Origin of the sequence: Saccharopolyspora sp. (assembly GCF_017434145.1) — a bacterium.
GTDB lineage: Bacteria > Actinomycetota > Actinomycetes > Mycobacteriales > Pseudonocardiaceae > Saccharopolyspora_C > Saccharopolyspora_C galaxeae.
The window spans coordinates 1-1,539 of the sequence record NZ_JAFRFW010000222.1; the positions used below are offsets into that span (position 1 = coordinate 1).

The window sequence follows — 1,539 nt, forward strand, 5'->3', positions numbered from 1 at the left end:
CGCCGCGGCGGATCCTCACCGGCATCCAGTTGCCGCTGGCCATGCCGTCGATCATGGCGGGCATCAACCAGGTGATCATGCTGTCGCTGTCGATGGTGGTCATCGCGGGCATGGTCGGCGCGGAAGGACTGGGCACCGAGGTCTACACCGCGGTGACCCGGGTGCAGTTGGGGGCGGGTTTCGAAGCCGGGGTCGCGGTGGTGGTGCTGGCGGTCTACCTGGACCGGATCACCGCCGTGCTGGCCGACCGCTCCCCCGTCTCGCGCGCGGCCGAGGAGACCGCGCCGGTCGCCTAGGAAGGGCGGGAAGTGCCATGCCGAAGAAGCGTTGGACCCGTCGGCTGGTGGCATGTTTGGCGATGCTCGCCGCGTTGGTGCTGGTCGCTGCCGGGTGCGGGGGCCGGGAAGCGGGCACCGGGCAGCAGGCGAAGCGGATCAACATCGGCTACATCGCCTGGGACGAGGCGATCGCGGTCAGCAACCTCTACAAGGTGCTGCTGCAGCGGCAGGGCTACCAGGTGCAGCTGACCGAGCTGGAGGCCGGGCCTACTTACGCGGGCCTGGCGCGCGGCAACATCGACCTGTTCATGGACGCCTGGCTGCCGCAGACGCACGCCGACTACTGGAACCAGTACCGCGGTCAGCTCGAGGACCTCGGGGTCTGGTACGACCAGGCGACGCTGAACATCGCGGTGCCGAAGTACCTGACCGACGTGAACTCGTTGCAGGACCTGCGCGGCCGGGGCGCCGAGTTCCACGGCACGATCACCGGCATCGATCCGGGCGCAGGGCTGAGCCGGGTGACGCGGGACCAGATGATCCCGCAGTACGGCCTCGCAGGCGAGTACACGCTGCAGACCTCGTCGACGACCGCGATGTTGGCCTCCTTGGAGCGCGCGATCAACGAGCGCCAGCCGATCGTCGTCACGCTGTGGCACCCGCACTGGGCGTACGCGAAGTACCCGATCAAGGACTTGGCGGACCCGCGCGGCGCGATGGGCGCTGCGGAGCAGATCCACGCCGCCGGGCGGAAGGGCTTCAGCGCCGACTTCCCGGACGTGACCGGGATGGTGCACAAGTTCCGGTTGAACGACCAGCAGCTCGCCTCGCTGGAGAACGAGATCAACAGTGCGCCGAAGGGCCAGGAGGAAGCCGCCGCGCAACGCTGGGCGGACGCCAATCCGCAGGTCATCGCGACGTTCGCGCCGACGCGCTGACCGCGGTTCGCGCAGGTTCGTGGAGTCCGGGACGCGGGCGCCGGAGCGAACGGGGTCGCCTCCGCCGAAGCCGTCCGTGCGGTGCTCGCCGACGTCCCGCGGTCACCGGTGCACGGGCAGCGGACGCGCGGCGCGGCGACAGGCGCCGCCACTACCAGCGACCGCCCGAGAGCCGAGATCGACGGGCGGTCACCTGACCAGGTGATCGCCAAGTTACTATCCGGCACTGCCGAGCGTGCCCGCCCGCACGAACCTGGAGGACCCCCGTGCACGACGCCGGAAGCAGCGCGCGCCCGATCGCCACTTCGGCCAACGACGCCTTC

General features: G+C 70.1%; 2 protein-coding genes. Both read left to right on the top strand.

All coding sequences use genetic code 11. The features are described from left to right. The coding region (locus IJH84_RS06355) for an ABC transporter permease subunit (protein WP_367268969.1) at nucleotides 1-296 on the top strand (296 nt) is incomplete at its 5' end. Between the two features lie 17 nt (nucleotides 297-313). Then, nucleotides 314-1,216: a glycine betaine ABC transporter substrate-binding protein gene (locus IJH84_RS06360; protein ID WP_295141436.1), complete on the top strand. Its 903-nt coding sequence runs from the start codon at nucleotides 314-316 to the stop codon at nucleotides 1,214-1,216. The last annotated feature ends 323 nt before the right edge of the window (nucleotides 1,217-1,539 follow it).